At 63.3% G+C, this 24,551-nt stretch carries 22 protein-coding genes; 14 read left to right on the plus strand and 8 right to left on the minus strand.

Annotation, left to right across the window (positions count from 1 at the left end):
* Positions 1–38: 38 nt before the first annotated feature.
* Both VM621_RS19550 and VM621_RS01090 read right to left on the minus strand, forming a co-directional pair.
* Positions 39–2,477, minus strand: coding sequence for a DNA translocase FtsK 4TM domain-containing protein (locus tag VM621_RS19550; RefSeq protein ID WP_414674474.1), 2,439 nt, complete (start codon positions 2,475–2,477; stop codon positions 39–41).
* 168 nt (positions 2,478–2,645) lie between these two features.
* On the minus strand, positions 2,646–3,440 hold the full coding sequence (locus tag VM621_RS01090; RefSeq protein ID WP_325467145.1) for an SDR family oxidoreductase: 795 nt from the start codon (positions 3,438–3,440) through the stop codon (positions 2,646–2,648).
* A gap of 79 nt (positions 3,441–3,519) precedes the next feature.
* On the opposite strand from VM621_RS01090, the gene VM621_RS01095 reads away from it, so the two are divergent.
* Positions 3,520–3,960, plus strand: a complete 441-nt coding sequence (locus VM621_RS01095) for a helix-turn-helix domain-containing protein (protein WP_325467146.1) — start codon at positions 3,520–3,522, stop codon at positions 3,958–3,960.
* A 446-nt stretch (positions 3,961–4,406) separates the two neighbouring features.
* Here VM621_RS01095 and VM621_RS01100 read toward each other — a convergent pair whose 3' ends face one another.
* On the minus strand, positions 4,407–5,456 hold the full coding sequence (locus VM621_RS01100) for an NAD(P)-dependent alcohol dehydrogenase (RefSeq protein ID WP_325467147.1): 1,050 nt from the start codon (positions 5,454–5,456) through the stop codon (positions 4,407–4,409).
* Positions 5,457–5,571: 115 nt separating this feature from the next.
* Between VM621_RS01100 and VM621_RS01105 the strand changes: the two genes are divergently transcribed.
* Entirely contained in the window at positions 5,572–6,468 is an 897-nt protein-coding gene (locus tag VM621_RS01105) for a LysR family transcriptional regulator (protein WP_325467148.1), read from the plus strand.
* Between the two features lie 98 nt (positions 6,469–6,566).
* Entirely contained in the window at positions 6,567–7,793 is a 1,227-nt protein-coding gene (locus VM621_RS01110) for an MFS transporter (RefSeq protein WP_325467149.1), read from the plus strand.
* A 142-nt stretch (positions 7,794–7,935) separates the two neighbouring features.
* On the opposite strand, the gene VM621_RS01115 is transcribed toward VM621_RS01110, so the two are convergent.
* The gene (locus tag VM621_RS01115; RefSeq protein ID WP_325467150.1) at positions 7,936–8,697 is read right to left on the minus strand and encodes a hypothetical protein; all 762 of its coding nucleotides are present in this window, start codon (positions 8,695–8,697) and stop codon (positions 7,936–7,938) included.
* A 65-nt stretch (positions 8,698–8,762) separates the two neighbouring features.
* Between VM621_RS01115 and VM621_RS01120 the strand changes: the two genes are divergently transcribed.
* Positions 8,763–9,386 carry a MarR family transcriptional regulator gene (locus tag VM621_RS01120; RefSeq protein WP_325467151.1) on the plus strand — a complete coding sequence of 208 codons (624 nt, stop codon included), beginning with the start codon at positions 8,763–8,765 and terminating at the stop codon, positions 9,384–9,386.
* Positions 9,383–10,075, plus strand: a complete 693-nt coding sequence (locus tag VM621_RS01125) for a hypothetical protein (protein ID WP_325467152.1) — start codon at positions 9,383–9,385, stop codon at positions 10,073–10,075. Before VM621_RS01120 ends, VM621_RS01125 begins: the two co-directional genes overlap by 4 nt.
* A gap of 28 nt (positions 10,076–10,103) precedes the next feature.
* Here VM621_RS01125 and mnmE read toward each other — a convergent pair whose 3' ends face one another.
* The 4 genes from mnmE to rpmH all read right to left on the minus strand — a co-directional run bounded on the left by mnmE (position 10,104) and on the right by rpmH (position 13,747).
* Positions 10,104–11,447 carry a tRNA uridine-5-carboxymethylaminomethyl(34) synthesis GTPase MnmE gene (gene mnmE / locus VM621_RS01130; RefSeq protein WP_325467153.1) on the minus strand — a complete coding sequence of 448 codons (1,344 nt, stop codon included), beginning with the start codon at positions 11,445–11,447 and terminating at the stop codon, positions 10,104–10,106.
* A gap of 5 nt (positions 11,448–11,452) precedes the next feature.
* Complete coding sequence (yidC, locus tag VM621_RS01135; protein WP_325467154.1) at positions 11,453–13,147, minus strand: membrane protein insertase YidC; 1,695 nt, start codon at positions 13,145–13,147, stop codon at positions 11,453–11,455.
* A 70-nt stretch (positions 13,148–13,217) separates the two neighbouring features.
* Entirely contained in the window at positions 13,218–13,598 is a 381-nt protein-coding gene (gene rnpA / locus VM621_RS01140) for a ribonuclease P protein component (protein ID WP_052767231.1), read from the minus strand.
* Between the two features lie 14 nt (positions 13,599–13,612).
* The gene (rpmH, locus tag VM621_RS01145; protein WP_008211413.1) at positions 13,613–13,747 is read right to left on the minus strand and encodes a 50S ribosomal protein L34; all 135 of its coding nucleotides are present in this window, start codon (positions 13,745–13,747) and stop codon (positions 13,613–13,615) included.
* 189 nt (positions 13,748–13,936) lie between these two features.
* Here rpmH and dnaA point away from each other — a divergent pair, with 189 nt between their 5' ends.
* The 9 genes from dnaA to VM621_RS01190 all read left to right on the plus strand — a co-directional run bounded on the left by dnaA (position 13,937) and on the right by VM621_RS01190 (position 24,423).
* The gene (gene dnaA, locus VM621_RS01150) at positions 13,937–15,286 is read left to right on the plus strand and encodes a chromosomal replication initiator protein DnaA (RefSeq protein ID WP_325467155.1); all 1,350 of its coding nucleotides are present in this window, start codon (positions 13,937–13,939) and stop codon (positions 15,284–15,286) included.
* Between the two features lie 211 nt (positions 15,287–15,497).
* On the plus strand, positions 15,498–16,598 hold the full coding sequence (dnaN, locus tag VM621_RS01155) for a DNA polymerase III subunit beta (protein ID WP_325467156.1): 1,101 nt from the start codon (positions 15,498–15,500) through the stop codon (positions 16,596–16,598).
* A gap of 88 nt (positions 16,599–16,686) precedes the next feature.
* Positions 16,687–17,769 (plus strand): DNA replication/repair protein RecF, encoded by a 1,083-nt coding sequence (recF, locus tag VM621_RS01160; RefSeq protein ID WP_325467157.1) that lies wholly within the window; start codon positions 16,687–16,689, stop codon positions 17,767–17,769.
* Positions 17,770–17,836: 67 nt separating this feature from the next.
* Positions 17,837–20,278 carry a DNA topoisomerase (ATP-hydrolyzing) subunit B gene (gene gyrB, locus VM621_RS01165; RefSeq protein WP_325467158.1) on the plus strand — a complete coding sequence of 814 codons (2,442 nt, stop codon included), beginning with the start codon at positions 17,837–17,839 and terminating at the stop codon, positions 20,276–20,278.
* 322 nt (positions 20,279–20,600) lie between these two features.
* On the plus strand, positions 20,601–21,914 hold the full coding sequence (locus VM621_RS01170; RefSeq protein WP_325467159.1) for a tetratricopeptide repeat protein: 1,314 nt from the start codon (positions 20,601–20,603) through the stop codon (positions 21,912–21,914).
* Between the two features lie 186 nt (positions 21,915–22,100).
* Positions 22,101–22,763, plus strand: coding sequence for an energy transducer TonB (locus VM621_RS01175; protein ID WP_325467160.1), 663 nt, complete (start codon positions 22,101–22,103; stop codon positions 22,761–22,763).
* Between the two features lie 51 nt (positions 22,764–22,814).
* Entirely contained in the window at positions 22,815–23,585 is a 771-nt protein-coding gene (locus tag VM621_RS01180; protein WP_063571453.1) for a MotA/TolQ/ExbB proton channel family protein, read from the plus strand.
* Positions 23,586–23,596: 11 nt separating this feature from the next.
* Positions 23,597–24,010, plus strand: a complete 414-nt coding sequence (locus VM621_RS01185) for an ExbD/TolR family protein (RefSeq protein WP_072323402.1) — start codon at positions 23,597–23,599, stop codon at positions 24,008–24,010.
* A gap of 5 nt (positions 24,011–24,015) precedes the next feature.
* On the plus strand, positions 24,016–24,423 hold the full coding sequence (locus tag VM621_RS01190; protein ID WP_046969084.1) for an ExbD/TolR family protein: 408 nt from the start codon (positions 24,016–24,018) through the stop codon (positions 24,421–24,423).
* Positions 24,424–24,551: the final 128 nt, after the last annotated feature.

The following is a 24,551-nucleotide window of genomic DNA, read 5'->3' on the forward strand; positions in this document are numbered from 1 at the left end:
CCCGGCCTTTTTTTTGCACCGGGCAGAGGGGCCCCGGCTTAGTCCGAAGGCCCTGGCGCGATGACCTCGCGCTGGCCGTTGATGCCCATCGACGACACCAGGCCTGCGGCTTCCATTGCCTCGACCAGACGCGCCGCGCGGTTGTAGCCGATACGGAACTGCCGCTGCACGAAGGAGATGGACGCGCGCCGCGAGCGCAGCACGAAGGCGGCCGCTTCGTCGTACAGCGGGTCCAGTTCGGCATCGACGCCGTCTTCGCCCAACTCGCCATCGGCGGCCTCGCTCGGTGGCCCCGCGAGGATCTCGTCCTTATAGTCCGGCTCACCGAACTGCTTGAGCCAGGCGACGATCCGATGCACCTCCTCGTCGGCTACGAAGGCGCCGTGGATGCGCTGTGGATAGCCTGTGCCTGGCGGCAGGAACAGCATGTCGCCCTGGCCGAGCAGGCTCTCGGCACCCATCTGATCGAGGATGGTGCGCGAGTCGATCTTGGACGACACCTGGAAGGCCACGCGCGTCGGGATGTTCGCCTTGATCAGACCGGTGATGACATCGACCGACGGACGCTGCGTCGCAAGGATCAGATGGATACCCGCCGCACGTGCCTTCTGCGCCAACCGCGCGATCAGCTCCTCGATCTTCTTGCCGGCGACCATCATCAGGTCGGCGAGCTCGTCGATGATCACGACGATCATCGGCAAGGTATCCAGGTGTTCCGGTACTTCGGGGTGCGCCGGGAACGGATTGAACAGCGGCTTGCCGGCGGCGCGCGCCTCGCGCACCTTCTGGTTGAAGCCGGCGAGGTTGCGTACGCGCAGGTCGGACATCACGCGGTAGCGGTTTTCCATTTCGGCCACGCACCAGTTCAGCGCGTTCGCCGCGAGCTTCATGTCGGTGACGACCGGCGCCAGCAGATGCGGGATACCTTCATAGACCGAGAGCTCGAGCATCTTCGGGTCGATCATGATCATGCGGACGTCTTCAGGCGTGGCCTTATAGAGCATCGACAGGATCATCGCGTTGACGGCGACCGACTTACCCGAACCGGTGGTGCCGGCCACGAGCATGTGCGGGGCCTTGGCCAGATCGGCGACGACCGGCTCGCCGGTGATGCCCTTGCCCATGGCCAGCGTCAGCAGCGAATCCGACTCGCGGTATTCCGCGGAGTCGAGGATCTCCGACAGCGCGATCATCTGGCGCTGCTCGTTCGGTAGCTCCAGGCCCATGCAGGTCTTGCCCGGAATCGTCTCGACCACGCGGATGGTGGTGCGCCCGAGGCCGCGCGCGAGATCCTTCATCAACGCGACGATCTGGTTGCCACGCACGCCGACGGCGGGCTCGACCTCGTAACGCGTAATCACCGGACCGGCCGAGGCGCCGACCACCTGCACCGGCACCTTGAACTCGCGCAGGCGCTGCTCGATCAGGTCGCCGGTGTCGCGGAGTTCCTGTTCGGAGATTGCCAGCGTCGTGTGCAAGGGGGGCGCGGCGGCGAGCAAGCCGAGCGGAGGAAGGCCGACCGCACTGACCGCCGTGCTGCTGCGTAGTGGCCGCACCGGTGTCAGCGTGATGCCGCGAATCGGCTCGACCGGCACTTCATCGTTGGCGGCCACGGCGAAGCGCGAGACCGGTGCAACCGGTGGGACGACGGGCGTCGGCAGCGCTACGTCGACAGGTGGCGCGGCTGCGGCCGGCGACGGCTCGTCGACGACGGCCGCCGGCTGCTCGACGGGCATTCGCTCCTCCTCGGCGCGACGCAAGGCACTGTAGGAGTGTTCCTCGGCGCGAGCCGGACCGGACGCGGCGGCGAGGGCGCGGGGTGCGAGCCACGGTTCGCGGATCACGGTATCGGGCCGCGCACGATGGCGAGGCGGCACGGATGTCGAAACCGAGGGACGCACGGGATCGTTCTGCCGGGCAGCGTTCACCGGCTTGGCGGTTGGCGAAGGTTTGGGTGGCGTCGCCGTCGGGGCTTTGGCCCGACGACGCGCAGCGGGCACGCGATCCGCGCGGCGGACGGCGGACGCGGGGCGGCGACCGGTGGCGCGCGATGCCGTACGGCTCATGAGCCGGCGCGTGCCCTCGATGGCGAGCGCGCCCATCGGCTCAAGGAATCCGTTCAGTCGTACGACGGCCGAGGCCCACGACACACCCAGATACCAGGGCAACGCGACGACGATGGCGACCACCGCGACGAGTGAGGTCAGTGCCGCACCGGGGAAGTTGCCGAACGCCAAAGCAAGCCAACGACAGATCACGCCGCCGACGGCAGGATCGTCCGTGTAATGGGCTATGACGATGCCTTCGAGCGTCGTGCTCGCAAGCAAGACCATGACAAACCCCGACCAGAAGCGAATCGCGCCCGGCCCGACCGTGGGCGGGGAGCGCCGACGGACCAGCGCGGCGCCGATGCGCCAGAGCAGGGGAAGTAACCAGAGCGTGGACAGCCCGAAGGCGCCGAAAACGAAAGAGGGCATGCCGAACCGCAAGAGAATCGAGCGAGCCCCGTAGTTTAGCGCGCATTCGTGCGAGTCGATGTGTGAAGGTGGGATAAGCCGCTGTTCACACTGAAAAGCATGCCGATCGGGCCTGGATGAGCGGCCCGGTCGGCCATCGTCACACGCGTCGATCCGACGCGGCGGCGGTTACACGCGGTAGCGCGGTGCCACGTCCTTGCGCGACAGGTTCGGCGCCATCGCCAGGCGAGCGGCGTCATAGGCCAGGTACTGGCCCTCGTCCGCGAGCGGCGGGATGGTGATGACTTCGCCACGATCGAAGCCGAGGAGGCCCGCGTCGACCAGGTCGGCCGTTTCCATGACCATGCCCGGCAGCAGGGCGTCGACGTCCTTACCCGACTTCTCCCAGATTTCGGAGCGAGTAGCGCCCGGCAGCACGGCCTGCGCGCGGACCTTCGTCCCCTTCAACTGGGCGGCGAGGCCCAGGGTGATATTGACCACATGCGCCTTGGAGCCACTGTAGATGCCGTCGAACAGGTCGGGGGCGAATGCCAGTACCGAGGCGATGTTGATGATGCCGCCCTGGTCGCGGGCCTTGAAGACCTTGCCCGCGGCGGCGGAGAGCACGGTCGGTGCGGTGATATTGATCGCGATCAGTTGCTCGATGGCCGCGGTGTCGTTGTCGAGGATGCTGCCTTCGAGCGAGATGCCTGCGTTGTTCACCAGCAGGGTGATCGAGGCGTCTTCCTTCAGGCGCTTCTCGACCAGGGCGACGTCCGCCTTCTGGGTCAGGTCGGCCTTGAGGGTCTCGACCTTGCGGCCGGTTTTCTCGCCGATGGACTTGGCCAGGGCGTCGAGACGGTCGAGGCGGCGGGCGACCAGGATCAGGTCGTAGCCACGGGCGGCGAGACGCTCCGCGTAGACCTCGCCGATACCCGAGGAAGCGCCCGTAACGATGGCGGTGCCTTTGTTTTCAGTGCTCATGGAGTCTCTCCGGATGGGTTGGTAGCAAAAAGATAGTAACTAGGTTGCCATACGATAGTGACGTCGGTATCATAATGCAATGGATACCGACAAACTTTCTTCCGGCACCTGTGCCATCTCCCGTGGCCTCGCCTTCGTGGGCGATACCTGGAGCGTGCTGATCCTTCGGGATGCCAGCAGGGGCATGAGTCAGTTCGACCAGTTCCGGACCAGCCTCGGCATTGCGCCGAACATCCTGTCCCGTCGATTAAAAGCCCTGACCGAAGCCGGCGTCTTGGAGAAGCGCCGCTACAGCGAGCGCCCGCCGCGCGACGAATACGTGCTCACCCAGGCCGGGCGCGACTTCATCCCGATCATGGCGGCGATGGGCGAGTGGGGCCGCACCTATAACGGTGGCGGCCAAGCCATGAGCCGACTGGTGAACGACGAGACGGGCGAGCCGATCAAGGCGGTGGTGATCGACCAGTGCACCGGCAAGCCGTTGAGCGAAACGCCGATGCATCTGGTCATGCCGGCCTGAGTCGGCCGCCTCCGCGAATCACGCGCAGGTCGGGATCGCGAACTTCTGCGTCGGTTCGCCGGGCGTCGAAGCGACGATCGGCTTGATCTTGCGCCGCGGCGATGATGCGCTCCGGCGGTTCGGTCCACGCGTGGTGCGTCCTGGTGCACCTTCGCGCTATCGCCGGCAAAGCCGGCTCCCACATAAAAAACCCGGCTCCCACATAAAGCGAGCCTCATACCGAGCCGGCGCCGATACGAGGCAGATCCCAAAAAGGCTTAAGAGGCAGGCTCCCACAAGCGTATGACGGAGGCTCCCACAAGCGTATGACGCAGACTCCCACAAACGCATGACGGAGGCTCTCATAAGCCTATGACGCAGACTCCCACAAGTGCGATCGACCGCCCTTGTGGGAGCCGGCTGTGCCGGCGATGGGTGCTACCTCATGCTGCGATGTCTGACATCCATCACGCCGGCATCGTCGCCATGTCGATCACGAAGCGATAGCGCACGTCGTTCTTCGCCAGGCGCACATAGGTCTCGTTGATCGAAGCCATGTCGACCACTTCGATGTCCGAGACGATGTTGTGCTCGGCGCAGAAGTCCATCATTTCCTGGGTCTCGGCCATGCCGCCGATAGCCGAACCGGCGATCGTGCGACGCGGGAGCATCAGGCTGCCACCGATGACGCCGTCGAGCGGCGTGAGCGCACCGACCAGCACCATGGTGCCGTCGAGCTTGAGCAGGTTGGTGTACGGATTGATGTCGTGCGACACCGGCACCGTGTTGAGCAGGAAGTCGAAGCTGGCAGCCTGGGCCGCCATCGCTTCTGCGTCGGTGGAAAGCAATACGGCGTCAGCGCCGAGGCGCTTGGCGTCTTCGCCCTTCGATGCGGAAGTGGTGATCATCGTGACGTGCGCGCCCATGGCCTTGGCGAACTTCACGCCCATGTGGCCGAGACCGCCCAGACCGATGACGCCGACCTTCTGGCCCTTGCCGACCTTCCAGTGACGCAGCGGGGAGTAGGTGGTGATACCGGCGCAAAGCAGCGGAGCCGTGGCCTTGAGGTCGAGCTTTTCGGAGATCTTCACCACGAAACGCTCTTCGACGACGATCTCGGTCGAGTAGCCGCCCTGGGTCACCGTGGTCTTGTCCTGCTCGGTGCCGTTGTAGGTGAAGCTGGTGTGGGTCAGGCAGTACTGCTCGAGATCCTGCTTGCAGGATTCACAGGTACGGCAGGAGTCGACCATGCAGCCCACGCCGGCGAAGTCGCCGACCTTGAACTTCTTCACCGCCGAGCCGACGGCGACGACGCGGCCGACGATCTCGTGACCGGGGACCATCGGGAAGGTGGAGTTACCCCAGTCGCCCTTGGCCTGGTGCAGGTCGGAATGGCAGACGCCGCTGTAGAGGATCTCGATACGGACGTCGTGCTCGCCCGGCTCGCGGCGCTGGAAGGTGAACGGAACGAGGGGGGTCGTTGCGCTTTTGGCGGCATATCCGCGGACTTCGATCATGGGAGCCAATCCTTATCGTTGTGGGTTTTGATCGGTAGTCCACAACAATACGTCGGCGGGATTGGCCCCGCCAACGGGGATTCCGCGATGAGCTGTTGAGGTATCCTGCACAATCATGCGCCCCGACAACCTTTCTCACCTGGCCGCCTTCGCCGCCGTCGCGCGCCACGCCAGCTTCCGCAAGGCGGGGGCCGAGCTGACCCTTTCCACCTCGGCCATCAGCTATGCCATCCGCGGGCTCGAGGAGCGGCTCGGCGTCATGCTGTTCCACCGCACCACCCGGAGCGTTTCGCTTACCGAGGCCGGGCAGCGGCTGCTCGAGCGACTGGAGCCGGCCCTGCGCGATGTCGGCGACGCGCTGGAGGAAATGAACGACTTTCGCGCGGCCCCGTCCGGCACGCTGCGGATCAACATGCCGAGGATCACCGCCCAGTTGATCCTGCCACCGTTACTGCCGCGGTTCCTCGCGGCCTATCCGGACGTACGCTTCGAAGCCGTGGATAACGATGGCCTGATCGACATCGTCGCCTCCGGATTCGACGCCGGCATCCGCTTCCTCGAGCAGGTGCCCGAAGACATGATCGCCGTGCCGATCGGCGGCCCTCACCGCAGCGTCTGCGTGGCCACCCCTGGCTACCTCGCCGCCCATGGCACGCCGTTGCACCCCAATGACCTGATGCACCACGAGTGCATTCGCTTCCGCTTCCCCAGCGGGCGTATCTACAAGTGGGAGTTCGAGCAGGCCGGGCGCAAGCTCGATGTCGACGTGCCGGGCCGGCTCACCTTCGCAGATTTCCGGCTGTCGCTGGACGTGGCGCTGACCGGGGTCGGCCTGACCTTCGTGCTCGAGGACCAGGTGACCGACTTTATCCGGGAGGGGCGGCTGGTCCGTGTGCTGGAGGACTGGTGCCCGCCGTACCCGGGTTTCATGCTTTATTACCCGCGACAGCGGCGCGTCACCTCGGCGCTGCGAGCCTTCATCGACCTGATCCGCGACGACGACGGCACCTGACGCGCCGGCCGGCCTTGGTCGAAGGCCGGGCACGGCGTATCCTAGACTCATGCTGCAGCGCACCAAGCGCGGCGGCCCCTCACGTCCCCGAGCCTCGCATGTCCACAGCCGCTCCCGTTACAGACCCGGGCACCCCGCCCGTTCGCGCGCCGCACGTCGGTCTGGTGATCCTCGCCCTGGCCGTCGGCGGCTTCGCCATCGGCACGACCGAGTTCGCCTCGATGAGCATGCTGCCGCTGTTCGCGCAGGGCCTGGGCATCGACGCGCCGACCGCAGGCCATGCGATCAGCGCCTACGCGCTTGGCGTCGTCGTCGGCGCCCCGGTGATGACGGTGCTCGGTGCACGCGTGCCGCGTCGCCGGTTGCTGCTTATCCTCATGGCGATGTTCACGGTCTTCAACGGCCTGACCGGCCTGTCGCCGAACTACCACTGGATGCTCGTCTTCCGCTTCCTCGCCGGCCTGCCCCACGGCGCGTACTTCGGTGTGGCCGCCCTGGTGGCTTCGTCGCTGGTGCCGGCGAACCGCCGGACGCGCGCGGTGGGCCAGATGTTCCTCGGCCTGACCGTCGCCACGATCGTCGGCGTGCCGCTTGCCAGCTGGCTGGGCCAGGCGGTGGGTTGGCGCTGGGCGTTCGCGCTGGTCGCCGTGCTCGGCGTGTTGACGATCACCGCCGTCGCTATCTTCGCGCCCGATACGCCAGCCGATGCCAAGGCGAGTCCGCTGCGCGAACTCGGCGCGCTGAAGCGAGCGCAGGTCTGGTACACGCTCGCCATCGGGGCGATCGGCTTCGGCGGCATGTTTGCGGTCTATACCTATCTGGCGGACATCCTGATCAGCGTGACGAAGATGCCGTTGTCCTCGGTGCCCTGGGTGATGGGCGTGTTCGGCGTGGGCATGACGATCGGCAACATGGTCGTTCCCGTCTTCGCCGATCGCGCGCTGATGCGTACCGCCGGGGTCCTGCTGGTGTGGAGCATGGCGATCCTCGCGCTGTTCCCGTTTACCGCGGGAAACATCTGGCTGCTGAGCCTGGATGTGTTCTGCATCGGTATCGGCGGCGCGCTGGGTACCGTGTTGCAAACGCGACTGATGGATGTCGCGGGCGATGCGCAGGGGCTTGCCGCTTCGCTCAACCATTCCGCCTTCAATACGGCGAACGCGCTTGGCCCCTATCTCGGCGGCCTCGCCATTGCCGGCGGTTACGGCTGGACGTCTCCGGGTTGGGTCGGCAGCCTCCTGGCGGTCGCCGGGCTCGGTATCTGGGCGGCGGCGATCGCCGCCGAAAGGCGGACGATCTCCGGAGCCACCGCCGAGGCTTGCTGAGCCTCACTGCATCCCGTCGTGGATTCGTGCGTTTCGCCTTACCACCCGCGGAAGCCCATGACGGCAGCGACGCGTGGCATGACCCGACCATAAGCGGGTCGATTTAAGCGAGTGGGCGTTGTCGCGTATCAGGTGCAGCCTTTCAGGCTCCGTCTTCTTCCGTTAGTAGGAGGTCGATCTGGGCCTTTAGGCGGCTCTTATCCGCTTCATAGAACGGACTGGGGATGATCAGCCAAGCGCGCCGCCCACCGGGGAGCCTGACCGGGATACGGTCATTTTCTTCTGCACTCGGGGTGTCGGCGTCGCGAGTAGGGGCGGCCAAGTCATCGCCTCTTCCGCCCGTCACGGGTTGAAACTGCGCGGCTGCATTGCTTTCAGGCCAGCCAGCGAGTTGATTCATCTGCGCCATCGCGGCGTCTCTTTCGCGCTCGTGGTCGAAGTACCCGGCGAACTCAACCGATCGCTTGAACGCCGTCAGCGCAGATTCTGCGCCTGATGGCGAGAAGCCCCGCTGGATGAGTTCGTACCGGAGGTTTGCATCGGATGGCAATCCTGTTGCGTACTTCGAGAGCAGCTCGTCATACAAGGGCGGGGATCTCAGGAAGGTCTTGAGTAGCGACTGTCGCATGTGCTCTTCAGGAGCAAACCTGTAGTCCTCAACAGCCTTCGTCAACGCCAACATTCCCTCCGAGGGGCGTTCCGCAAGTCCGTAATACCGAAGCGAGGCCAGGACTCCTAGGGCTGCTCCGTTGTTTGCGCCTTTATACCCGACGTTCTGCGCAAATACTTCGGTAGGAGCGGCGTGCAGCCGATCTCTGTCGTAGGCTCGGAGAGCACGCTCCAACGCCTCATCCAAGGCGACGGACGGCGATCTTGGACTTTTCTTGCGTGTGGAAGCTTGCATGGCCTACTCCGCTTACTCATTCTAATACTTAATATAGTATACGTTGATCCGCTTTAGAAGTATAAATGTATCGCATTTTTGTCAGTCACTTACAAACATCGGTGCTATTTCTACCAAGTATTCGCCATTTGCGAATAGTGAATGCTTCGTGTACCTTCATCCGCATGGCTCTTAAGCAACCTTCGTTAAAACCCCAGGACCTTCTGGTCGCCCTGAAACTTCAGTGCACCAGGGGTGTGTCCTTGCCCTATGCGGCCCTGGCCGAACAGCTGGAGATGTCCGCTTCAGAGGTCCACGCGGCGGTGCAAAGAGCAACTCAATCCGGGCTCCTCCGCGCGGACTCTGGAACGATTCTCGTCGATGGTCAGATAACGTTCGATTTTCTCATCGGAGGCGTGCGCGTAGCTTTCCCGGCAGTAATAGGTCCAGACGTGCGAGGCATTCCGACCGCCGGTGGCGGCCCAACACTTGCCAGGTACTTTTCGGAAGGTGCGGATGTGTTCGTGTGGCCCCACTCGACGGGGAGTCGTCGTGGCGCGAGCTTGGTTCCACTTTTCAAGTCCGTTCCCGCCGCCAGTCTGGCTGACCCAAAGCTCTACGACATCCTGACGCTTGTCGATGCCCTGCGCATTGGGGCCGCGCGCGAAAGAGAGATAGCGACGGTGGAACTGAGGAAGCTCCTACTTTGATCGACAATGATCCCAATCTCTTGGTAGTCCAGTTAGTAGCGGCGTCGCTGGGCGACCTGATGAATGAACTTGTGCTTGTTGGTGGATGTGCCGTGGGCCTTTTGATCACCGACGGGTCCCGTCCTCCTATCAGACAGACGATCGATGTTGACGTCGTGGCCGAGGTGACCACGAAGGTCCAGTACTACGATCTTCGGGATCGCCTCGTCGACCTTGGCTTTCGTGATAATGAGAACAGCGATGTGATCTGCCGCTTCACGAAAGGCGAGCTGGTGCTGGACGTGATGTCAACCGAGGAAAATGTTCTGGGGTTCTCAAACGAGTGGTACGAAGATGCGGCAAGGCGGCCCTTGACCACACGCCTTCCTAATGGGGTGAACCTTCGACACATCTCGGCACCGTTATTCCTGGCGACAAAGATCACGTCATTTCATGGGCGCGGGGGTGGCGATTTCATGCATCACGACATCGAAGATATCGTGAACCTCGTCGACGGCAGAGCGGAACTGGCCGATGAGATCGATGCCGAAGTACCTGGCGTTTCCGAATTCATTCGCGACGAAATCGATGGCATGCTGGGGAATCCGCAATTCACGTCGAACATCGTCCGCCACTTTCATCCGAGTGAAGATCATGTAGAAAGACTGGCGATCGTGCTCGAACGCTTAAGGCGTATCGCTGGCGTTTGATTGCTGATTGCCATTCGTCGTCCGCGGTCTACTTGCCGATACAGAACGAACTGAAGATCGCGCCGAGTAGATCGTCGGACGAGTAGGTTCCGGTGATCTCGCCCAGCGCCTGCTGGGCGTGACGCAGCTCTTCCGCCGCCAGCTCCCCGGCGTGCGAGCCATGCAAGGCATCCGCCGTACGCAGCAGATGCTCGCGGACCGACTCGAGCGCGACGACGTGCCGACGACGCGCGCTGAAGGCGCCATCGCCGGCACCGGCCGTGGCGAGCGCTTTCAACATCGTGCGCAGCGCCTCCAGTCCCTCGCCGGTGAGAGCCGACACCCATAGCGTGGCGTACCCATCGCGCACCTCGCCATGGGCGGCCGTGCGCGCCAGGTCGATCTTGTTGACGATGACGACGCGCGAAGCGTGCGCGGGTGTACCTTCGAAGAAGGCGAGGTCGGACGACGCGTGCTCGGCGTCGGTCACCAGCAAGGCAACGTCGCAGCGCTCCAGCTGAGCGCGGGCTCGTCGTATACCTTCGCGTTCGACGACATCGGACGATTCACGAAGACCCGCGGTGTCCGCCAGTTCGAGTGTGACGCCGTCGATGCTGATCGACTCCCGCAACACGTCACGCGTCGTACCGGCGATGTCGGTCACGATGGCGCGCTCCTGTCCCGCGAGTGCGTTCATCAAGCTGGACTTGCCGGCATTGGGACGACCGACGATCGCGACGGTGATGCCATCGTTGAGACGAACCCCTCGACGCGTTTCGACGAGCAAGGTGTCGAGGTTCGTACGCAGTGAGGCGAGCTGTTGGCCGATCGCCGGGTCCGCAAGGAAATCGATCTCCTCTTCCGGAAAGTCGATCGCCGCTTCGATATGCACACGTAGCGCGATCATCTCGGCGAGAAGATCGTCGACGCGGGCCGAGAAGACACCTTCCATCGAGCGCAGCGCGGCGCGGGCACTCGCCTCCGACGTGGCGGCAACGACGTCGGCCACGGCCTCCGCCTGGGCGAGATCGAGTTTCCCGTTGAGGAAGGCGCGTTCGGTGAACTCGCCCGGGCGCGCGAGCCGCGCGCCGAGTTCGATGCAACGACGAAGCAGGGCGTCGAGAAGCACGGCACTGCCATGCCCTTGCAACTCGAGCACATGCTCGCCGGTGTACGACGCGGGACCAGGAAAGTGCAGCAGGATGCCGCGATCGATCAGCTCGGCACGACCGTCGCGAAACGCGGCGAAGTGCGCATGCCGCGGTGTCGGCTCGCGACCGAGGAAAGCCATGGCGATAGCGGGAACCAGGGGCCCCGACACACGAACGGCGCCGACCCCGGCCGCGCCCGCGCCGGTGGCGATGGCTGCGATGGTGTCGGCGCCGTGTGTCATTTCCTTCAGGCGGTCTTGGCCTTGATCTCGGCCCGGTCGACGCTGCGGTTGATGTACCACTGCTGGAGCAGGCTGGTCGCGCCGTTGATCGTCCAGTAGAGCACGAGACCCGACGGGAAGAAGGCGAAGAAGACGCCGAAGATCAGCGGCATCACCTTCATCATCTTGGCCTGCGTCGGATCCATGCCGGCGGTCGGCATCATGCGCTGGGTGAGCAGCGTCACGATGAAGTACAGCACCGGCAGCACGTAGAAGGGATCCGGCGCGGACAGATCGTGGATCCAGCCGAAGAAGGGCGCGTGGCGCAGCTCGATGGATTCCGACAGCACGCGAAGCAGGCCGATGAAGATCGGGAAGGTGATCAGGATGGGCAGGCAGCCCGCCATCGGATTCACCTTCTCCTTCTTGTACAGCTCCATCATCGCCTGCTGCATCTTCATGCGATCGTCGCCGTAACGCTCCTTGAGCGCGGCGACGCGCGGCTGCAGTTTGCGCATGCGCGCACCGGAGCGGAACTGCGCATCGGTGAGCTTGTACAGCGCGGCCTTGATCAGCAGCACGAGCAGGATGATCGCAACGCCCCAGTTGCCGCTGATCGCATGCAGCTGCGAAAGCAGCCAGTGCAGCGGCTGGGCGATGATGGTGAACCAGCCGTAGTTGCTGGTCAGTTCGAGGCCCGGCGCGATGACGTCGAGCGTGCCCTGCAGCTTCGGACCGATATACAGGCGCGCGACGCTGTCGGCCGACTGGCCGGGGGCGACCTGGATGGCTGGACCGAAGGCGCGCACGAGGTAGCGCGGCGTCGCGGAGTTCGGGTCGACGATGTTGCTGCTATAGGTCACTGCCTCGTTCGCCGGGGGAATCCAGGCGACGAAGAAGTAATGCTGCAACATGCTCACCCAGCCACCGGTGATCTGGCGGTTGAGCGGCTTCTTGGCGAAGTCGACGAAGGGCAGCGACTCGAACTTGCTTTCCGGGCTGTACCACGCGGCACCGAAGAAGCTGTGCTGCGCGGGGTCCGTATACGCCTTGAACCAGTTGACCTTCTCAGCCGGCACGCGCTGCAGCTGGTGGTAGGCGTTGCCATTCCACACGGCGCTCGAACCGTTCTCGATGCGCTGGTCGAGGTCGACCACGTAGTCGGTGCGCTTCAGGGTGTAGCGCTTGACCACCTTAACGCCCGACGGGTCGGTCCAGGTCAGGTCGACGCTGACCGACTTCTGGCCATCGGCGAGAACGTTCTCGGTCTTCTCGGCGTGGAACAGCGCACGATGGTCAGGCGCGGCGCCGGTGTTGCTGACCAGGCCATCCTGGGCGGCGAAGAAATGCGCGCCTTCGTCGTCGAGCAGGCGGACCGGCGGCGAATGCGGATTCTTCTTGGTTTCCGGCTCGGTCGGGTAGGCCAGCAGTTCCGAACGGACGATGCTGCCGCCACGGGTGTCGATGGTCAGGCGGAGCAGGTCGTTGGACAGCGTGATCAGCTCGGCCTTGCCGTCGGCCGGGGTCGCGGATTCGTTCGGCACGCCAGCGGGGCTCGTCGCACCCGGCACGGCCGCATCGGCGCCAGGCTGTCCAGCCGTGGTCTGGCCGGTGGGCGCAGGAGGAGCGGGCGGGTGGACGTAGTCCTTCTCCCACTCGGTCCACAAGAGATACGCCACGAACATGAGCGCGAAGAAGAGGAGCGTGCGCGTTTGATTCATTGCAGGGCCAGATCCGGATGACGCCTCGACCAGCTGGCCGGGAGAGGCGGGGACGACGGTGAGAAGAAGGTCAACGCGCGATTGTGCCGTCGGCGCCTTCGCGCTTCAACGGCCGGACCTTGCGCAGGAGCATGTCGAGTTCGGCCAGCAAGGCTTCGCCGGTCTCTTTGACCGCGCTGTCGCGCGCCATGACAAGAATGTCGACATGGGGGAGGGCGATGCGCGCACGGCGAAACGCCTCACGCGCCAGGCGCTTGATCCGGTTACGGTCGACCGCGCGCTTGGAACAGCGCTTGGAGATGGCCAGGCCAAGCCTCGCCGTGTCGACGTCGTTGTTTCCGAAGCGCAAAAGAAAACAGCGGCCGCCGAGGCGACCGCTGACAGTTCGCAATGCTGCGAAGTCGGCGGCGCGGCGTAGCCGCGCATCACGCGGCAGGGCTGCGGCTCGCACGACAGGCGAACCTATTACGGGATCAGGCGCTTGCGACCCTTCGCGCGACGCGCGTTCAGGATCTTGCGACCATCGGCCGTCGCCATGCGGGCGCGGAAGCCGTGGGTGCGGGCGCGCTTGAGCTTGCTGGGCTGGAAAGTCCGCTTCATGACTCTTAATCCGGGTGAAGAATGAATATGGCCGGAAAGTATGGCCGACATTCCGCAGGTGTGTCAACCGCTTGGCCGCGGAAGAACGGCGGAGGCGCCGCCAGGCGAACCCCGAGGTAGAAGCGGAACGCTGGTAGACTTCGTCGTCCACCCCGCGCGCAAGCGCCCTTTCTGTGGCAAGAATACCCGATGAGTGATCTTTGGAGGCGCTGTCTCGAGCGTCTTGAAGGCGAATTGAGCGCCGAGGACGTCCAGACCTGGTTAATGCCGTTGCAGGCCAGGGAAGACGCCAGCGGGCTGCATCTCTACGCCCCGAACCCGTACTCGCTGGACACGGTCCGCGACGAATACCTGAAACAGATCCAGACGATCTCCGAACACCTGCTCGGACATCCGGTGCCGGTGAGTCTGGAAGTCGGCTCGTCCGGCGGTCGACCTGCGCCGCAACGGCCCGTCGCGTCGTCCCCGGCGGCGGCGCCTGCGCGCCCCGCACGCGAGGCCGCGCCCGAAGCGCCCCACGTGCACAACCTCGACCCCCACTACACGTTCGACACCTTCGTCGAAGGCAAGTCGAACCAGCTGGGCAAGGCCGCCGCGATGCAGGTGGCGATGAATCCGGGCCGCGCCTACAACCCGTTGCTGCTTTATGGCGGCACCGGCCTGGGTAAGACCCATCTCATGCACGCGGCCGGCAACCTGCTCATGCAGAACAACCCGGACGCGAAGGTGCTCTACCTGCGCTCCGAACAGTTCGTCAGCGGCATGGTGAAGGCCCTGCAGCAGAAGAACATGGACGAGTTCAAGCGTCGCTTCCGTACCGTGGATGCGCTGCTGATCGACGACATCCAGTTCTTCGCCGGCAAGGACACCACGCAGGAAGAGTTCTTCCACACGTTCAATGCGCTGTTCGAAGCGAAGCAGCAGATCATCCTCACCTGCGACCGCTATCCGAAGGAACTGGACAAGCTCGAGCCACGCCTCAAGTCGCGCCTCGGCTGGGGTTTGTCGGTGGCGATCGAGCCGCCGGACTTCGAGACGCGTGCGGCGATCCTGCTGTCCAAGGCAGCCGACAAGGGCATGGAGGTGTCCGAAGATGTGGCGATGCTGCTGGCCAAGCGCATTCGCTCCAACGTGCGCGACCTCGAGGGCGCGCTCAACACGCTGGCGGCTCGGGCCAACTTCTACCGTAAGCCGATTACGACCGACTTCGCGGAGGAAACCCTGCGCGACCTGCTGAATACGCACGCACAGGCGGTCACCGTGCCCAACATCCAGAAGATGGTGGCCGACTACTATCAGGTACGTCTGTCCGATCTGCTCTCCAAACGCCGTGTGCGCTCCCTGGCGCGTCCCCGGCAAGTAGCCATGGCGCTGTCCAAGGAACTGACCGACCACAGCCTTCCGGAGATCGGTGAGGCGTTTGGCGGTCGCGACCATACGACGGTGCTCCATGCCTGCCGAACCATCCGCGGTTTCTGCGAAAAGGACGTGCGCATGCGTCAGGACTGGGAACAGCTCATCCGTATATTGACGGGCTGAGAACCTGTGGATAATAGGTGGATGGACGGAGGATGGTTTTGACCCTCGAAGTTATCCACAAGCCACCCACATGAAAGCGCCTGTCGGGCTAAGTCGATATCAAACAGTAAGCATCTGAAAAACAATAGAAATTCAGGCTTCTCCAGATATCCACCGGCCCTACTACAACCACTATAAAATCTTAAAAACTTAAAAGCAGGAGAAGGGGCGCATGCAATTCAGCATCCAGAGGGAAGTTCTGCTCAAACCTCTGCAGCAAGTGGTAGGCGTCGTCGAACGTCGTCAGACCCTGCCCGTACTGGCCAACCTTCTGGTTCGCGCCTCCGGTAGCGAGGTCTCGTTCACCGGCACCGACCTCGAAGTCGAGATGGTCGCCACCACGGCCGCCGACGCGGTCCAGGATGGCGAAATCACGATTCCGGCTCGCAAACTGTTCGACATCGTTCGTGCGCTGCCCGACGGCGCAAAGATCGACGTCAAGCTCAACGGCGAACGCATCGCGGTGAACGCGGGCCGCAGCCGCTTCACGCTGGCCACGCTGCCGGCCACGGAGTTTCCGGTCGTCGACGAGATCGAGCTGGTCGAACGCGTCTCGCTGCCGGAAGAAGTCCTACGCGACCTGATGGACCGTACGGCCTTCGCCATGGCGAACCAGGACGTTCGCTATTACCTCAACGGCATGCTGCTGGATCTCCAGGAGCACACGCTGCGCTGCGTAGCCACCGACGGACACCGCCTGGCGTTGAAGGAAACCAAGCTGGAGAGCTCGGTGACGGCTCGGCGCCAGATCATCATTCCCCGCAAGGGCGTGAATGAACTGATTGGCCTGTTCGAATCGGGTGAGGGCATGGTGGAGCTGGAGTTCGGCCGAAACCATCTCCGCGTTCGTCGCGGTGGCGTGGTGTTCACCTCGAAGCTGATCGACGGCCGTTTCCCGGATTACGAAGCAGTCATACCGCTCGGTGCGGACAAGTCGGCAACGATCGAGCGCGATGTGCTGAAAAGCGCCCTGCAGCGCGCGGCGATCCTGTCGAACGAAAAGTACCGCGGTGTAAAGCTCGAGCTGACGCCGGGTCGCATCAAGATCGTCGCGCACAACCCTGAGCAGGAAGAGGCGCAGGAAGAAGTCGAAGCCGAAACCGTGGTCGAAGACCTCGCCGTGGGTTTCAACGTGGGCTATCTGCTCGATGCGTTGAGCGCGCTGCGCGGTGACAAAGTGCGGATCAACCTGCGCGACGCTCAGTCCAGCTGTCTTCTTCAGGAAGAGGGCAATGATGAAGCTCGCCATGTGGTGATGCCGCTTCGCCTCTGACGGCAAGGCAGGCTAGAGTTCGGCCCACGACGCCGGGGATGTCTTCGACACCCCGGCGTCGTTCGTTTTGGATAGGGACGCGTTTGGCATGAAGTTCGAGTCGCTGAGAATTGCCGGTCTTCGTTGCCTGGATGGGGTAACGCTGTCGCCTGCTGCGGGAATCAACGTCTTTGTCGGCGCCAATGGCGCCGGCAAGACCAGCGTGCTGGAAGCGGCTTACCTGTTGTCGCACGGACGCTCGTTTCGGGCCGGTTCGCGAGATGTCCTGCTGAAGCGGGGCGCTGCCGCGCTCTCGGTGTTTGCCGAAGTGCATTCGGATGATGGGCGTATCCGGCGCCTCGGCCTGGGCCGTGAAAGCGGCCGGTGGGTTGCCCGCGTCGATGGTGACACGGCAGCCTCGCTCGGTGCGCTGGTGCAGGAGTGCGCCGTGGTCTGTTTCGAACCTGGCTCCCACGACCTGATTGCGGGAGCGTCGGACGAGCGCCGTCGTTATCTGGATTGGGGCCTGTTCCACGTGGAACATTCCTTCGTCGGCCAGTGGCGTCGTTACCAGCGAGCCCTCAAGCAGCGGAACGCCTTACTTCGACAAGGCGTGTTCGTGGAATCGAGTCTCATAGAACCGTGGGAATCGGAGCTCGCGGGGGCGGGAGAGGCCATAACCGGGTTCCGGCGGGACTATATCGACCGACTTCTCCCTCACATCCAGGGTTTCATGGGAAACGTCCTTCCGGAGTTGGGCGAATTCACCCTCCGATACAAACCAGGCTGGGACGAAGCCGCCAACCTCCTGACCACGCTGGCAGAGCGCCGGCAGCGCGACCTGGGACGTGGCCATACCACGGTCGGTCCGCATCGCGCCGACTTCACGGTCGGCTTTGAGCACGCTCCGCTGCGCGCACATCTTTCTCGTGGCCAGGAGAAACTCTGCGCGTTGGCGTGCCTGCTGGGACAGGCCTCGTTGCACGCGGAAATCCGCGGAGAATGGCCTGTGGTCTGCCTCGACGACCTTGCATCCGAGCTCGATCGTACCCATCAAGAGTGGGTCGTCGCGCAGCTTCTCGGCCGTGACGTCCAGGTCTTTGTGACGGGAACCGAGATCCCGTCCGCCCTCATCGATCAGCCCGTCACTGTGTTCCACGTGGAACAGGGTGCCGTCTCGGCTTTGCTATAATCGACCGACTGTCCCCAGCGCGTCCGCGCCGCCAGGGACCGAAACCTGCGCCATCACCAGGCATCGCATGAACGAACCTCTCGATCCGACCAATTCGAACGCCTACGACTCCGGCAGCATCAAGGTCCTCAAGGGACTGGATGCCGTCCGTAAGCGCCCCGGCATGTACATCGGCGACACCGACGATGGCACCGGTCTGCATCACATGGTCTTCGAAGTCGTCGATAACGCCATCGACGAGGCGCTGGCCGGCTATTGCGACTACGTCACGGTCGTCATCCACCAGGATGGCTCGGTCAGCGTGGCCGATAACGGCCGCGGCATTCCCGTGGAAATCCACCCGGAAGAGGGCAGGTCGACGGCGGAAGTCGTCATGACCGTGCTCCACGCCGGCGGCAAGTTCGATGCGAATTCGTACAAGGTGTCTGGCGGCCTCCACGGCGTCGGCGTCTCCGTGGTCAACGCCCTGAGCGAAAAGCTGTGGCTGACCATCTGGCGTGACGGCAAGGAAAACCGCCAGGAGTACGCCCATGGCGACCCGGTGGCTCCGATCTCCGTGTTCGGCGACACCAACCGTCGCGGCACCATGGTTCGCTTCCTGCCCAGCGCGCAGACGTTCACCAACAACATCGAGTTCCACTACGACATCCTGGCGAAACGCCTGCGCGAGCTGGCCTTCCTCAACTCCGGTGTCACGATCGAGCTGGTCGACGAGCGCAACGAGCGCAAGGACATCTTCGCCTACGAAGGCGGCATCAAGTCCTTCGTGCAGCATCTGTCCCAACTGAAGAATCCCCTGCACCCCAACGTGATCAGCTTCAGCTCCGAGAGCGAAGGCATCACGGTCGAAGTGGCCATGCAGTGGACGGACGCGTACCAGGAAACGATGTTCTGCTTCACCAACAACATCCCGCAGCGCGACGGTGGTACCCACCTCACCGGTTTCCGCGCGGCGCTGACGCGCACGCTGCAGAACTACATCGAGAAGGAAGGCCTGGCCAAGAACGCCAAGGTCGCCCTGTCCGGCGACGACATGCGCGAAGGCATGATCGCGGTCCTGTCGGTCAAGGTGCCCGACCCGAAGTTCTCCTCGCAGACCAAGGACAAACTGGTCTCCAGCGAAGTGAAGACCGCGGTCGAGCAGGTCATCAACGACAAGCTGGCCACGTTCCTGCTGGAGCATCCGGGCGAGAGCAAGGCCATCGCCGGCAAAGCCGTGGACGCGGCCCGTGCCCGCGACGCCGCCCGCAAGGCGCGCGAGATGACTCGCCGCAAGGGTGCCCTGGATATCGCCGGTCTGCCGGGCAAGCTCGCCGACTGCCAGGAGAAGGATCCGGCGCTGTCCGAGCTCTTCCTGGTCGAGGGTGACTCCGCCGGTGGCTCGGCCAAGCAGGGCCGTAACCGTCGTACCCAGGCCGTGCTGCCGTTGAAGGGAAAGATCCTCAACGTCGAGAAGGCGCGCTTCGACAAGATGATCTCGTCCGCCGAAGTGGGCACGCTGATTACCGCGCTCGGCACGGGCATCGGCAAGGACGAGTACAACCCGGACAAGCTGCGTTACCACCGCATCATCATCATGACCGATGCGGACGTGGACGGCTCCCACATCCGCACACTGCTGCTCACCTTCTTCTACCGCCAGATGCCCGAGCTGATCCAGCGCGGCCACGTCTACATCGGCCTGCCGCCGCTGTACAAGGTGAAGCAGGGCAAGCAGGAGATGTACATCAAGGACGACGCCGTCCTCAACGATTACCTCATCTCCAGCGCTGTCGACAATGCTTCCCTGTTTCCGGAGGAAGGTGCGCCGGCTATCGGTGGCGAAGCCCTCGAGAAGCTGCTGCACGACTACCAGACGGCCCTCGACCAGATCGCTCGCCTGAGCCATCGCTTCGACGTGGCCTCGCTCACGGCGATGCTGGAGCATGCGCCGATGGTCGACGCAGCATGGACTGACGCAGCCCTCATGCAGGGCTGGTTGGATGGCCTGGCCAAGCGCCTCAGCGCGAGCGGTCTCGGCAAGCCGACCTACACGCTGCGTTTCCGCCCGGCACTGAACGAGCAGGGCGCGGCGATCGAAGTCGAACGTATGCAGCATGGCCTCAGCCACATCTGGATCATGCCGCAGTCGTTCTTCGGCGGGGTCGAGTTCCGCGCCATTCTGTCCATCGCGCAGCAGCTGGCAGAGCTCAAGCTGCAGCCGGGCGCCGTGGTTCGTCGCGGCAACGGTTCGCGTGGCGTGCTCAGCTTCTCCGACATCCGCACCTGGTTGCTCGACGAAGCGAAGAAGGGCCGTACCATCCAGCGATTCAAGGGTCTGGGTGAAATGAATCCGGAGCAGCTGTGGGAGACCACGGTGAATCCGGAAACCCGCCGTATGCTCCAGGTCGGTGTGGAAGACGCCGTGGCCGCGGACCAGATGTTCTCGATGCTGATGGGCGAGGCCGTCGAACCGCGCCGCGACTTCATCGAAGCGAACGCGCTGAAGGCGTCCAACCTCGACGTCTGATACGTATCGGACAGCGGTCTACGTCCATGTAGGAAAAAACGCCCGGTCGCGTCGCGCCCGGGCGTTTTTTTGCTCCATACGCGCGCGAATTGTAAGTTCGCTTCGCCCTGCCCAACCCGATATGAGGTGGGACGGAAACCCCGATTTCAAGGGCCGAAAGTTGGTCTAATTTCGTAAGCGCCAACATTCATATAACAAGTCATTGTTTTGACTCTTATTTTTTGCGGCGCTGCGACTTGTTCTTAGGAATAGAATCGGGTTAACCTCTGTAGTCCCCCGGAGCACGTCACTGTGCGACGACTCCTTCAACAGAGGTCAGTCAATGAAACAGGGTTCCTTGATCAAGATGGCGCTCGCTACTGCGATCGCACTTTCCCTTGCCAGTGGCGCTGTCGTCGCGAAAGACAGTGCGCCCAAGGATAAGAAAGAGGCGCTGTATCCGAATGCCACCCGGACGGAACCCAAGCTCGACCTGAAGAGCGAGAAGGACCAGAAGGCCCTGAACGAAGGCCTCGATGCCGCCAACAATGGCGACAAGGAAAAGGCGCAGCAGATCCTGCAGCCGCTCGCCGATGGTTCGGGCACGAGCAGCAAGTACGCGCAGGCGCTCGCCCTTCAGGGCCTGGCCAACATGAAATACAACGACGGCGACATCAAGGGCGCGATCACCACGCTCAAGCAGGCCCTCGACATCGGCGTCATGCCGAACGACACGTACTTCCAGCTGAAGTACATGTACACCCAGTTCCTCGTCGCCGACGAGCAGTACGCTCCGGCCCTGCAGTCGCTGCATGAGTGGCGCGATCAGGGCAAGAAGGAAACCGCCGACTCCTACGGCCTCGAAGGCAATATCGACTATCGCCTCGAGAAGTATCCGGAAGCCATCGCCGCCATCACCAAGGCGCAGTCGATGCCGGATGCGAAGCCGCAGGCATCGTGGACCCAGATCCTCGCCGCCAGCTACGCCGAGACCGGCCAGGGCGACAAGGCCGCCGACCTCGCATCGGCCGAACTGGCGAAGAACCCGAACGACCCGACGGCCATGCAGAACGCCGCGTCCTCGCTGATCCAGGCGCAGAAGTATCCGGAAGCGATCGCGCTGCTCGAGAAGGGCCGCGCCGCCGGTGCGTTCCACAACGACGAGAACGGCGGCAAGCTCTACGTGAATCTCGCCAAGGTCTACCTGATCGACGGGCAGGAACACTCCGAGCGTCAGGACGGCAACGCCAAGAAGGCAGAGGCCGTGCTTGCCGACGGTCTTGCCAAGGGCGCGATCAAGCCCTCGGCCGAGGTTTACAAGCTCCAGGGCGACGCCGCGATTACCGGCGGCGACGAGGCGGGTGCGCTCGCTGCGTACCAGAAGGCGGCACCGCTCGCGACCGATGGCTCCGTCGCGCTCAGCGTGGCGCGCCTGCAGCTCCAGAAGAATCAATACGCCGCCGCCGAGAAGTCGGCGACGGATGCCATCAGCAAGGGCGTTCAGCATAAAGGCACTGCCTATATGGTGCGCGCGGAAGCCAAGCGTGGTCAGAAGAACAAGCAGGGTGCGATCGCGGACATGAAGCTCGCGGCTCAGGATCCTGAAACGTCTGCCAAGGCCAACGCCTGGTTGAACAAGGCAGAGAACACCAAGTAAGCCTTTGTAAAGTACCGGAAGGGATAGTCATCGTTCTTCCCTTCAGGTGCTATACAAATGCCATATGCTGGTGTAATTTGCTTATCTTTCCGCTTGCAGAAACCAGCGTTTTCGGTATGTCAATCGCCGAACGCCGGAAGAGCAGTGCGGGTTCACTTCCGCTTGATTAGCTCTTGATAGTGACTGATGGCCTCAAGTAACGAATCAACCGGCCAAGCGCCGTTTAGTTGGGGGCGCACCAGCGCGTTGGCAGTAGCCATCGCCCTGCACTCGTTCGCCTTCCTGCTGCTGGTCGCGCCCATGGCGCCGCCGAAGTCGCAGGAAAAGCAGAAGGAGAAGGTGGTTCAAGTCGATTTCATCGAACCGCCGCCGCCGCCCCCGCCGCCCCCCCCGCCGCCGCCGGAGCCCCCAAAGCAACCGCCGCCGAAAATCATTCAGCAGGTGAAACCGCCACCGACACCGCCGCCGCCGGCTCCGCCGCCGCCGGCAGTAGACGAGGCGTCTTCGAATCCCGTTCCGGCTCCGCCGCCGGCGCCTCCCGCGCCGCCTGCACCGCCTGCGGATATCGCGCCTAGCGAAAATCTGTCGTACCGTCAGCGTAACCCGCCAAAGTATCCGCCGCAGGCGGTTCGTCAGCGGCATGAAGGTACGGTGGTACTTCTGGTCCTCGTAGGTGTCGACGGTTCGCCGAAGGACATCAAGGTCGACCAGTCGAGCGGTTTCCGCGAATTGGACAAGGCAGCAGAAGACGCCGCCAGGAATTGGAAATTCAACCCGGGCAAGCGAGGCGGTGCTGCCGTCGAAGGCTATGCACGTGTCCCCGTTACGTTCAACCTAAACCAGCTGTAAGTCCTCACTTACAGCTATTAAGTTCACGCTTGACTTCCCAAGGGTAGCGTTATGTTGCAAGACACCTCCGCTCAGCCTGCTAATCCAGGTCAAAACTCCAACGCCGATGCCCTCAAGCAGATGGGCTTCGACCACCTGATCCACAACTTCGACTTCCTCGGTTGGATTGTGTTCGTGGTGCTGGTCGCGATGTCCGTGCTCTCGTGGTACTTCATCGTCGCCAACTTCATCCGTAACAGCATGGTGCGTTCGCGCGCCGACAAGGTTATCCAGGGCTTCTGGAACACCGCGTCGACGCAGGAAGCCATTCGCGTGCTCGAAGAGCAGCCGAAGGGCGAACCGTTCTCGAAGATCGCACTCGACGCCGCTTCGGCCGTCGCTCACCACCAGGCAGCTGCCGGTGGTCGCCTCGCCGAGACCCTGTCGCGTTCGGAATTCATCGATCGCGCCCTGCGCCAGGCTGTTGCTCGCGAGAGCCTGCGTCTGGAAGGCGGCCTGACCCTGCTCGCTACGGTCGGTTCGTCGGCACCGTTCATCGGTCTTCTCGGTACGGTGTGGGGTATCTACCACGCACTTATCGGTATCGCCGCCTCCGGTTCCGCGTCGATGGATAAGGTCGCTGGCCCCGTCGGTGAAGCTCTGATCATGACCGCGTTCGGTCTGTTCACCGCTATCCCGGCCGTGCTTGCGTACAACTTCTTCATGCGCTCGAACCGCCTGACCTACGCCCAGTTCGACGAATTCGCGCATGACCTGCACGACTTCTTCGCCACGGGTGCCCGCGTCGAAGGCTCGGGTCCGGTCGTCTCCGTCAAGAAGTGAGGAATTGACCCATGGCTATGAGTAGCGGGGGCAACAGTGGCGGACCGATGTCGGAAATCAACGTCACGCCGCTCGTCGACGTGATGCTGGTTCTGCTGATCATCTTCATGATCACGGCTCCCCTGATGTCCCATAAGGTCCAGATCGATCTGCCGAAGGCTAATCCGAACGTTAAGGATGACACCCCGGTCGAGCCGATGGATCTCGCGGTCAAGCCGGACGGTACGTACTTCCTCAATGACGGCGAAGTCAGCGAGGCTGAGCTGAAAGCACAGTTCGCGGTTGCGGCGGCGAAGTCGCCGCAGCCGGAGCTCCAGATCCGTGCGGATCGCACCACTGAGTACAAAGTGGTCAAGAAGATCCTCGGCGATGCGAAAGACGCCGGCATGGTCCACGTCGGCTTTATGTCGACCGGTAAGGAGTAACGAACATGGCATTCTCCTCAGGCAACTCTGGTGGCCCGATGGCCGACATCAACGTGACGCCGCTCGTCGACGTCATGCTGGTGCTTCTCATCATCTTCATGATCACGGCTCCGATGCTGTCGCATAAGATCAAGATCGATCTTCCGCAGCCGAATCCGAACGTTGTCAACCCAGAGAATCCGCCGGATCCCGTCCGTTTGCAGATTCGCCAGGATGGCTCGCTCTATTGGAACGATACGCCGGTTGACGAACTGGGCCTCAAGGCTCAGATCGCGGTCATCGCCCAGCAGTCGAACCAGCCGGAACTGCAGATCGACGCGGATGACGCGGCTCAGTACGAGGTCGTGGCACGCGTGCTTTCCGACGCCAAGGGCCAGGGCCTGACCAAGATCGGTTTCGTTAACTCGAATTGATCGAAGTCGTCCGGTAAGATCTGAAAAACCCCGCTTCGGCGGGGTTTTTTTTGTGTTTCAAGAGACTCCCGACGTAGGCACCGCGCTCCTTGCAGGAGCCGATTGATCGGCAAATGGGTGCTCGCGGG

Source organism: Luteibacter sp., assembly GCF_035539195.1.
In the GTDB taxonomy this organism is placed as follows: Bacteria; Pseudomonadota; Gammaproteobacteria; order Xanthomonadales; family Rhodanobacteraceae; genus Luteibacter.

Coding starts and splice junctions, on each gene's coding strand:
- VM621_RS19550 (WP_414674474.1), bottom strand. CDS start 2,477: ATGCCCTCTTTCGTTTTCGGCGCCTTCGGGCTGTCCACGCTCTGGTTA.
- VM621_RS01090 (WP_325467145.1), bottom strand. CDS start 3,440: ATGAGCACTGAAAACAAAGGCACCGCCATCGTTACGGGCGCTTCCTCG.
- VM621_RS01095 (WP_325467146.1), top strand. CDS start 3,520: ATGGATACCGACAAACTTTCTTCCGGCACCTGTGCCATCTCCCGTGGC.
- VM621_RS01100 (WP_325467147.1), bottom strand. CDS start 5,456: ATGATCGAAGTCCGCGGATATGCCGCCAAAAGCGCAACGACCCCCCTC.
- VM621_RS01105 (WP_325467148.1), top strand. CDS start 5,572: ATGCGCCCCGACAACCTTTCTCACCTGGCCGCCTTCGCCGCCGTCGCG.
- VM621_RS01110 (WP_325467149.1), top strand. CDS start 6,567: ATGTCCACAGCCGCTCCCGTTACAGACCCGGGCACCCCGCCCGTTCGC.
- VM621_RS01115 (WP_325467150.1), bottom strand. CDS start 8,697: ATGCAAGCTTCCACACGCAAGAAAAGTCCAAGATCGCCGTCCGTCGCC.
- VM621_RS01120 (WP_325467151.1), top strand. CDS start 8,763: ATGTATCGCATTTTTGTCAGTCACTTACAAACATCGGTGCTATTTCTA.
- mnmE (WP_325467153.1), bottom strand. CDS start 11,447: ATGACACACGGCGCCGACACCATCGCAGCCATCGCCACCGGCGCGGGC.
- yidC (WP_325467154.1), bottom strand. CDS start 13,147: ATGAATCAAACGCGCACGCTCCTCTTCTTCGCGCTCATGTTCGTGGCG.
- rpmH (WP_008211413.1), bottom strand. CDS start 13,747: ATGAAGCGGACTTTCCAGCCCAGCAAGCTCAAGCGCGCCCGCACCCAC.
- dnaA (WP_325467155.1), top strand. CDS start 13,937: ATGAGTGATCTTTGGAGGCGCTGTCTCGAGCGTCTTGAAGGCGAATTG.
- dnaN (WP_325467156.1), top strand. CDS start 15,498: ATGCAATTCAGCATCCAGAGGGAAGTTCTGCTCAAACCTCTGCAGCAA.
- recF (WP_325467157.1), top strand. CDS start 16,687: ATGAAGTTCGAGTCGCTGAGAATTGCCGGTCTTCGTTGCCTGGATGGG.
- gyrB (WP_325467158.1), top strand. CDS start 17,837: ATGAACGAACCTCTCGATCCGACCAATTCGAACGCCTACGACTCCGGC.
- VM621_RS01170 (WP_325467159.1), top strand. CDS start 20,601: ATGAAACAGGGTTCCTTGATCAAGATGGCGCTCGCTACTGCGATCGCA.
- VM621_RS01175 (WP_325467160.1), top strand. CDS start 22,101: ATGGCCTCAAGTAACGAATCAACCGGCCAAGCGCCGTTTAGTTGGGGG.
- VM621_RS01180 (WP_063571453.1), top strand. CDS start 22,815: ATGTTGCAAGACACCTCCGCTCAGCCTGCTAATCCAGGTCAAAACTCC.
- VM621_RS01185 (WP_072323402.1), top strand. CDS start 23,597: ATGGCTATGAGTAGCGGGGGCAACAGTGGCGGACCGATGTCGGAAATC.
- VM621_RS01190 (WP_046969084.1), top strand. CDS start 24,016: ATGGCATTCTCCTCAGGCAACTCTGGTGGCCCGATGGCCGACATCAAC.